General features: G+C 84.2%; 1 pseudogene. It reads left to right on the top strand.

Annotated features, from left to right (window positions below):
• Positions 1–228, top strand: a pseudogene (locus KVT14_RS23695) (diacylglycerol kinase family lipid kinase); the annotation flags it as partial.

The following is a 228-nucleotide window of genomic DNA, read 5'->3' as shown; positions in this document are numbered from 1 at the left end:
CCAGGTGGCGGGCCGGGGGCGCGGGACGGGAGTGGGGGCGGCGGCGCGGGTCGCACAGCGCAGCCGCGGGCACCGGGACGAGGACCAGGCCGCCCGGGCCCTGCGCACCGCGACGGCGCACGCGCGCCGCGCGGCGGTGGCGGGGCTCCACGCGCTCGTGGTGGTCGGCGGCGGCGGCCTGGTGCACCTGGGCGCGAACGTCGGGGCCGGGACGGACCTGCCGCTGGG

The sequence above is a fragment of the Cellulomonas sp. GbtcB1 genome (assembly GCF_019091725.1).
In the GTDB taxonomy this organism is placed as follows: Bacteria; Actinomycetota; Actinomycetes; order Actinomycetales; family Cellulomonadaceae; genus Cellulomonas.
Note: the sequence above shows the minus strand (reverse complement) of the source record. Positions and strands in the feature narration are given on the sequence as shown.